Below are 6,938 nucleotides of genomic sequence, written 5' to 3' on the forward strand. Positions count from 1 at the left end.
CGCTGGAACAGTTCCCACAACTCGTCCGGCACCATGCGCTCGACCATCACCACACGGTGCAGACTACCCAGAACACCAAATGAGACGACGTCTAAGGCGGGTTGGATGTACTGCGTGCCACCAGGGAGCGACCGGACCACGTTGATGCTCCGGACCAGATACCAGCCGATGCCGGTGCCGAGCAGAGCGGTGAGCCAGGCCGGCCGGATTTCGAGGATGCGCAAGGCTGCCCAGGTGAGGAGGAAGGTCAGGAAGGGCACGAGGTAGGACCACAGGACGGCGAAGCCGAGGCAGCCATAGCCCGGCGCGTTTTGGCAGGCGCTGGAATCCAGCAACAGCCACGTCGCAAGCACGGAACTGGCCACCGCGGCAAGCCCGACCCCTGCAGCCTGTGCCGCACGCTTCACATGCCGCGACCGCTTCACAGCCACCGGTTCGACCAGCGCAGTGCCCATCCTGTCCTCCCCCGACCTGTACCAGAGCGTAGTGGACCATCAGCCGCCGTGGCAGCCGGCCACCTCGTCGCGCGCAACACGGCCAGAGTGGAAGACCCAGCAGTGCCGGGGCAGCACCGGGGCTGCCCCCGTGCTCGCTCCACTGCTTCATCCGCTTCCACGCCCGCCAGCGGTGCGGTCCCAGCCCGAGCCGGTGAGCAGTCGGCCGCCCCGGCCGATGAACAGCGCCGGCGGATCCAGGCCGTCGCCCGTCTCCACTACGGTAATCCGGCGCAGGCCCGGCTTCATGTCCTTGATCACCCGGGTGGCCGTGACGCCCTCCAGGACCCCGCGGACCCGGGTGCCGTCCCCCTCGATCCGCTGGACCACGAACAGGTCGCGCACCTGGCGCCACAGCGTGCGCTGCGCCGTCGCCACGATCTCCGGCCGCTCGAGCAGCAGATAGGGCTCCAGCAGTTCCATCGCGTCCCGGGGCACGTAGACCGTCCGCGGCCGTCCGTACTTCGCGCACGCCGCCAAGTCGACGTCCGCGACCGCGGACCGGCGGCCGCCTGACAGGCCGAGCTCGGGCAGCAGCAGGGTCGACCACTCCTGGATCCGCATCCCCGTCATCAGCGCCAGCTCCAACGCCGAGCGGTTGCGGTGCGGCCGCCATCCCCGGAAGCCCAAGTCCAGGCCGCCGCCCGGCTCCAGGCCGCCGAACCCGACGTCCCGGAAGAAGAGGTACTGGTCAGGCTCCATGTGCCGGACCCGCGGATCCCGGCTCACCCCGCTGCCCAGGGACGCCCCGCGTCCCGTCGCCCGCCAGGGCCGCCCGCTCACGTAGCCGACCTGGGCCAAGTAGTCGTAGAGCCCGCCGATCGCGGCGGCGTCCCGATCCCAGGTGGCCTCGCCGACCGTCTCCTCGGCGTCCTCGCGCCGCCACCGCCGGAACTCCAGCATGTCGTTCTCGGTCGCCAGCCGCAGGTCCAGGCCCCGTGCTGCAAGGAAGTTGAGCAGCATCAAGACGGTGTAGGCATACGCCCGCATTGTCTTCACGTCCAGGCCCTGCTGGCTGATCACCCGGAACCAGCTCGACAGCGGCTCTACCGGGCGCATCGCCTCGTCCAGAGGAATCGGCGTGCCCGTCGGAACCCGTCGCCGTTCAAACAGCTCGCTCAGCTCGGCAGGGCGAACGCCGGCCACGTCCCCCACCCTCCAGACCTTCCGCCGGTCCGTGAAGAACAGCTGCACCGAGCCCCCAGAGCCAAGGCACCTCTCTGGATCGAGGAACCATTCAGCCGCCCTGCCTGACCAGCGCGGCAGCGGCCACACTCGGCTCTCAACGTCACCCGAAGGAGCGCTGAGATCAGCCATGGACGACCGTGCCGTCCCGCACGATCGTCAACGTGTGCGGACCAGCCTCCATCCGCGTCCCGAGGAACGGGTTGTCCGGCCTCCACTGGACGGCCGGAGCGCAACGGACCACCGGGCCCCGCTCACTCAACGCGAGCGCGGCCCGCTCGCGTCTTCCTCGGAGTCCCTCCAACTCACGCGCTCACCCGCCGGCTGGAGTGCTCAGCCACAGCCGATCACATCACGACTGTGGCTGTTCACGTTAGTTGGCAGGTGCGGTGGGTGGTTTCTGCAGGTCGCCGTGATCCAGTTGGCGGGTCCTGTTCATGTTGGATGGCGGCTTGTGATCTGTGTCAGCCCGAGTTGCGGCGAGGTCCCTCTGCCGTGGTTCGTCAGGCAGTGACGGAGGCGCGTTCGCGGGCGGCGCGGACAGCGGCGGTGAGGCTGGTGAGGTCGTAGGCGCCGTGGTGTCTGCGGCCATTGATGAAGAAGGTGGGGGTTCCGGCCACGCTGCTGAGGTCGGCCGATTCGACGTTCTGGGCGATGCGGGCTGCACCGGTGTGGGCGCGCATGTCTCGTTCGAAGCGCTCGGTGTCCAGTCCGATGGCGGCAGCGTGGGCGTGCAGGTCTTCGATGCGGAGGGTTTCCTGGTCGCTGAGCAGCAGGTCGTGCATGTCCCAGAAGCGGCCCTGGCGTGCAGCTGCCTCGGAGGCTTCGGCGGCGAGTTGTGCGTGGATGTGCACGTCGGTGAGGGGCAGGTGGCGCCATACGTAGCGCAGGTCTCCGAAGTCGGTGAGGAGTTCACGGACGACGGGCTCGGCCTGTCCGCAGTACGGGCATTCGTAGTCTCCGTACTCCACGACGGTCACAGAGGCGTTGTGTGGGCCTCGGATGTGATCGCGGTCGGGGTCGACAGGCACGGCCAGGTCGGTGATCGTCTCCGCCTTCCCGAACAGGGTCCGGAGCCGCAACGGAGGTGGTAGAAGGCCGATTGCCGCGGTGACGAGCCTGGCTGTCAGGAAGGAGCAGACCAGTGTGGCGAGGATGCCGAGCTTGGCCTGGTCGAGGCGTGCACCGTGGAAGGCGAGGGTTGCGATGAGCAGGGAGACGGTGAACCCGACTCCGCACAGCGCGCCGCCGGCGGTTGCCGCTCCCCAGCCGACGGGGAGGCGCAGCCGCCCGTGGGAGGCGAGCGTGGTGAGCGCACAGGCCCCGACGATGCCCAGTGGTTTGCCGAGGACGTAGGCGATGAGAATGCCCAGGGTGACACGAGAGGTGAAGGCTCGTGCCAATTGGTCGCCGCTGATCTCGATGCCGGCGTTGGCCAGGGCGAACAGCGGGACGACCAGGTAGCTGGTCCAGGGGTGGTAGAGGCGTTGCAGGCGGTCGTTGGGGGAGATGGCCGAGGCGATGCCGGCGCGGACGGACCGCTCCAGCTCTGGGGTGGGTTGCTCGCGGAACAGCCGGAACAGGCCGCTCGCGTGTTCCAGGTCGGCGCGCGAGGCGGGGTAGGCGTAGGTGAGCAGCCCCAGGGCGAGACCGATCACGACCGGGTCCACACCCGACGCGAGCAGGGCGACCCAGGCGACAACGCCCAGCAGCGCGTACACGCTGCCGTGGCGTACGCCGAGCCGTCGAACGAGCAGGACGAGTGCGAGGGCGCCGATGGCGACGATGAGTGCGGGCACGGTGATGCGGCCGCTGTAGACGAATGCGATGACGCCGAGGGCGAGAAGGTCATCGACCACGGTCAGCAAGAGGATGAAGACCCGCAGTCCGGGCGGCATGCCGCGGCCCACGACGGCCAGCACGCCCAGGGCGAACGCGGTGTCGGTGGACATGGCCGCACCCCAGCCCTGCTCGCTGCCGTGGCCGGCGTTGATGGCGAGGTAGAGGGCGATGGGCACGATCATGCCGCTGAGCCCCGCGACGAGCGGCAGCGCGAGCCGCTTGCGCTCGCGTAGTTCCCCCATGTCGAACTCACGGCGGGCCTCCAGACCGACGACGAAGAAGAAGAGCGTCATCAGGCCGCTGTTGACCCACGCGCGCAGGCCGAGCGAGATCCCGTACGTTCCGAAGCGGACAGACAGGCGGGTGTCCCAGAACGACGTGTATGCCGAGGGTGCCGCGTTGGCCCAGACGAGTGCGGCGAGCGCCGCGGCGACCAGGACGGCGGCGCCGCCGGTCTCGGTGTGCAGGAAGGCGCGCAGCGGGGAACGCGATCCGCTGCCGCACACCGTCTGGCCTGTGTAAGCGTCTGATTCACGGGACACGGGCCAGATTCTCATTCCAGGCGTGGCTACACGCCTGCGGACGGAGAGCCGGTGTGTCGGCCGGCGCGTGTAGCAGTCAGGCAGGCTCTGGTTCATGGCAGCGGCAACGGCCGGGGGCGCGGGGGCATCACGGGCTTGGCCCAGGCACTGGACGAGCGGCCCGGCATACCCCGCGCGCAGCACTCGTCCGGTGCATCCGCCACGAGGTGCCGACTGGAACGAGGGAAGATCGCTTGCGCCGGTCACCCAGTCCACCACCGTGTAGAAGCAAGCGTCGCCTGATCGAAGTCCGGCCTCACCAGAAAAGTCACTTATGGCCGTCCTCGGCAGAGGGTCTGGCCACCGGGTACAGATCGGGCAGGCAGGGAGGTTGTCTGGGCACAAGGACGCAACGCCCACGGACGCGTCCACGGACCAAGGAGTAGACCGTGATGAGCGGAACCCCTGCCTATTTCACCGCCTTCCCCGCCCTGGCGATGAGCCGGACCCCCTCCGGGGTGCTCACCCTGCGATTCCATACCGATCAGGGCCCCGCGACCTTCACCGGTCGGCTGCACACCGACTTCCCCCGCGCGCTGTACGAGATCGGTGAGGACCGGGACAACCGGGTGCTGGTGATCACCGGTACCGGTGACCGCTTCATGACCGATATCGACGGCGCGAGCCTGGGTGACATCACCAAGCCCGCCGAGTGGGATCGCACCCTCAGTGAGGGCCGCCGCGTCATGCAGCGGCTGGCGGACCTGGAGATGCCGATCGTCGCCGCCGTGAACGGCCCTGCCTCGGTACACAGCGAGTACGCCCTGCTCGCCGACATCGTCGTGGCCGCCGACACCACCGTCTTCAGCGATTTCCCGCACCTGACCTTCGGGATCGTTCCCGGCGACGGCATCCACATCGTCTGGGAGGAGGCGCTGGGTCTGAACCGCGCCCGCCATCTCGCCCTCACCCAGGGCTCCTTCACCGCCGAACAGGCCGAACGTTGGGGCGCGGTGGCCGAGGTGCTGCCTTTGGACAAGGTCCTTCCCCGCGCCCAGGAGCTGGCCGAGACCCTGGCCGCCCGGCCGCAGCTGTTGACTCGCTACCTGGCTGTCACCCTGCGTCAGCGCATCAGCCGCCGGATCGCGGAAGGCACCCAGCTCGGCATGGCCCTGGAGGGCCTGACCGCGGCCGATCTCGCCCACCAGGGCTGAGAGGCCGGCCATGACGACTGAAGCGACCATGCAGCACACGACTCCCCTGGAACACTGGCTGGCGGCACTGCACGCCAGCTCGGACCGGCTCAACACCGCTGTCGGGAACCTGTCCGACGAGGACCTGTCCCGACCGTCCTTCGCCGACGGATGGAGCATCGCCCAGGTCCTGTCCCACCTGGGCAGCGCCGCCGAGATCTGCACCACCCTGGTGGAACGCGGCCTCAAGGGCGACACGAGGGGCCCGCAGCGCGAAGACCTCCTGCCCGTATGGGATCGCTGGGACGCCCTGCCCGGGCCGGCACAGCGTGCAGCCTGGCAGGAAACCGACGCGCGCCATCTGCACCTGCTGGACGGGCTCACCACCGACCAACGCGAGAGTCTTCGCGTGCCGTACTTCAGCGGTCTGCTCGGCCTCGCCGGCTATGCCGGATACCGGCTCTCCGAACAGTCCTTGCACGCCTGGGACATCACGGTGGCCCTGACCCCGGCCTCGACGATTCCCGCGCAGGAGGTGGAACTCCTGTGGCAGCGTGTCGACCTGGTGGCCACCCGCTTCCGGGACGCGGAAAGCCTGTCCCGGCTCGGCCCCCGCCAGTTCGCGGTGGAAGTCACCGATCCGCAGCGCATGTTGCTGCTCGATCTGGACACCGAACTGCACATCTACCCGTGCGAGCCCGCCGAACCGGCCGGAACCGTGTCGGGGACCGCCGAGGCGGTGCTTCGGCTGGTCTACGGCCGCAATAGGCCACAGGACGGTGTCACGGTCACCGGCGCCGCCACGCTCGACGATCTTCGATCGCTGTTCCCCGGATACTGAACCCATCCACACAGCCCCGCCAAGGCGCCGCCGGGAAGCAGATCCCCGGCGGCGCCGATCGGCGTGAGGCCATGCGCCCCGCACACGCCTTGAGGAGACCCGAAGCCGTGATTTCCAGAAGAGTGCTGATCTCCGGCGCTTCACGAGGCATCGGCCGCGCGCTGGCCGACCGCCTGGACGCCGCCGGCCACCGCCCCGTCGGGCTGGCCCGCTCGGCCCCACCGGACTTCCCCGGCGACTTCCACACCGTCGACCTCGCCGACCGCGCTGCCACCGCGCGCACCCTCGACGCCGTCCTGCTCGGCGGGGCCGTCGATGCCGTGGTCAACAACGTCGGGATCGTCCGCCCCGCCCCGCTGCCCGCCGTCGGTCTGGACGACCTGCAGGCCGTGTACGACCTGACGGTCCGCACCGCCGTACAGCTGACCCAGGCGGTGCTGCCCGGCATGACCGCGCAACGCTGGGGACGGATCATCCAACGTCACCAGCCTGGTCACCGTCGGCCTGCCCGAGCGCACCTCGTACGGCGCCGCCAAGGCCGCGCTGGACTTCTGCACGCGTGCCTGGGCGGGCGAGCTCGCCGGCGCGGGGATCACCGTCAATTCGGTTGCCCCCGGGCCGACCGAAACCGAGCTGTTCCGTGAGAACAACCCGCCCGGATCGCCCGGTGAGGCCCGCTACCTCGCCGGTGTCCCGGCCGGTCGGCTGGCCCAGCCCCGGGAACTCGCCGCCGCCGTCTGCTTCCTGCTCTCCGATGACGCCGGGTTCATCACCGGCCAGATCTTGCGCGTCGACGGCGGCGCGAGCGTGGGATGACTGATCCGACGGCGAAGCGCCCCGCGTCCTGGACGACCAGGACGCG

At 69.5% G+C, this 6,938-nt stretch carries 6 protein-coding genes and 1 pseudogene; 4 read left to right on the forward strand and 3 right to left on the reverse strand.

Annotated features, from left to right (window positions below):
• The 3 genes from ABT288_RS48890 to nhaA form a co-directional block, all read right to left on the reverse strand.
• The coding region (locus ABT288_RS48890) for a hypothetical protein (RefSeq protein ID WP_351623220.1) at window positions 1–455 on the reverse strand (455 nt) is incomplete at its 3' end.
• 147 nt (window positions 456–602) lie between these two features.
• Window positions 603–1,553, reverse strand: a complete 951-nt coding sequence (locus ABT288_RS48895; RefSeq protein ID WP_351623222.1) for a site-specific integrase — start codon at window positions 1,551–1,553, stop codon at window positions 603–605.
• Window positions 1,554–2,182: 629 nt separating this feature from the next.
• A complete protein-coding gene (gene nhaA / locus ABT288_RS48900; RefSeq protein WP_351623224.1) occupies window positions 2,183–4,078 on the reverse strand; it encodes a Na+/H+ antiporter NhaA in 1,896 nt (631 codons plus the stop codon).
• Between the two features lie 416 nt (window positions 4,079–4,494).
• On the opposite strand from nhaA, the gene ABT288_RS48905 reads away from it, so the two are divergent.
• The 4 genes and pseudogenes from ABT288_RS48905 to ABT288_RS48920 all read left to right on the forward strand — a co-directional run bounded on the left by ABT288_RS48905 (window position 4,495) and on the right by ABT288_RS48920 (window position 6,892).
• Entirely contained in the window at window positions 4,495–5,256 is a 762-nt protein-coding gene (locus ABT288_RS48905; RefSeq protein WP_351623226.1) for an enoyl-CoA hydratase/isomerase family protein, read from the forward strand.
• 10 nt (window positions 5,257–5,266) lie between these two features.
• The gene (locus tag ABT288_RS48910; RefSeq protein ID WP_351623228.1) at window positions 5,267–6,076 is read left to right on the forward strand and encodes a maleylpyruvate isomerase family mycothiol-dependent enzyme; all 810 of its coding nucleotides are present in this window, start codon (window positions 5,267–5,269) and stop codon (window positions 6,074–6,076) included.
• Window positions 6,077–6,147: 71 nt separating this feature from the next.
• Window positions 6,148–6,492 (forward strand): annotated as a pseudogene (locus ABT288_RS48915) (SDR family NAD(P)-dependent oxidoreductase); the annotation flags it as partial.
• Between the two features lie 88 nt (window positions 6,493–6,580).
• Entirely contained in the window at window positions 6,581–6,892 is a 312-nt protein-coding gene (locus ABT288_RS48920) for an SDR family oxidoreductase (protein ID WP_351623230.1), read from the forward strand.
• The last annotated feature ends 46 nt before the right edge of the window (window positions 6,893–6,938 follow it).

Origin of the sequence: Streptomyces sp. NPDC001093 (genome assembly GCF_040298985.1) — a bacterium.
Lineage (GTDB): Bacteria > Actinomycetota > Actinomycetes > Streptomycetales > Streptomycetaceae > Streptomyces.

Excerpts from the sequence above, each read along its gene's own strand:
- ABT288_RS48895 (WP_351623222.1), bottom strand. The coding sequence starts at position 1,553 with ATGCGCCCGGTAGAGCCGCTGTCGAGCTGGTTCCGGGTGATCAGCCAG.
- ABT288_RS48910 (WP_351623228.1), top strand. The coding sequence starts at position 5,267 with ATGACGACTGAAGCGACCATGCAGCACACGACTCCCCTGGAACACTGG.
- ABT288_RS48905 (WP_351623226.1), top strand. The coding sequence starts at position 4,495 with ATGAGCGGAACCCCTGCCTATTTCACCGCCTTCCCCGCCCTGGCGATG.
- nhaA (WP_351623224.1), bottom strand. The coding sequence starts at position 4,078 with ATGAGAATCTGGCCCGTGTCCCGTGAATCAGACGCTTACACAGGCCAG.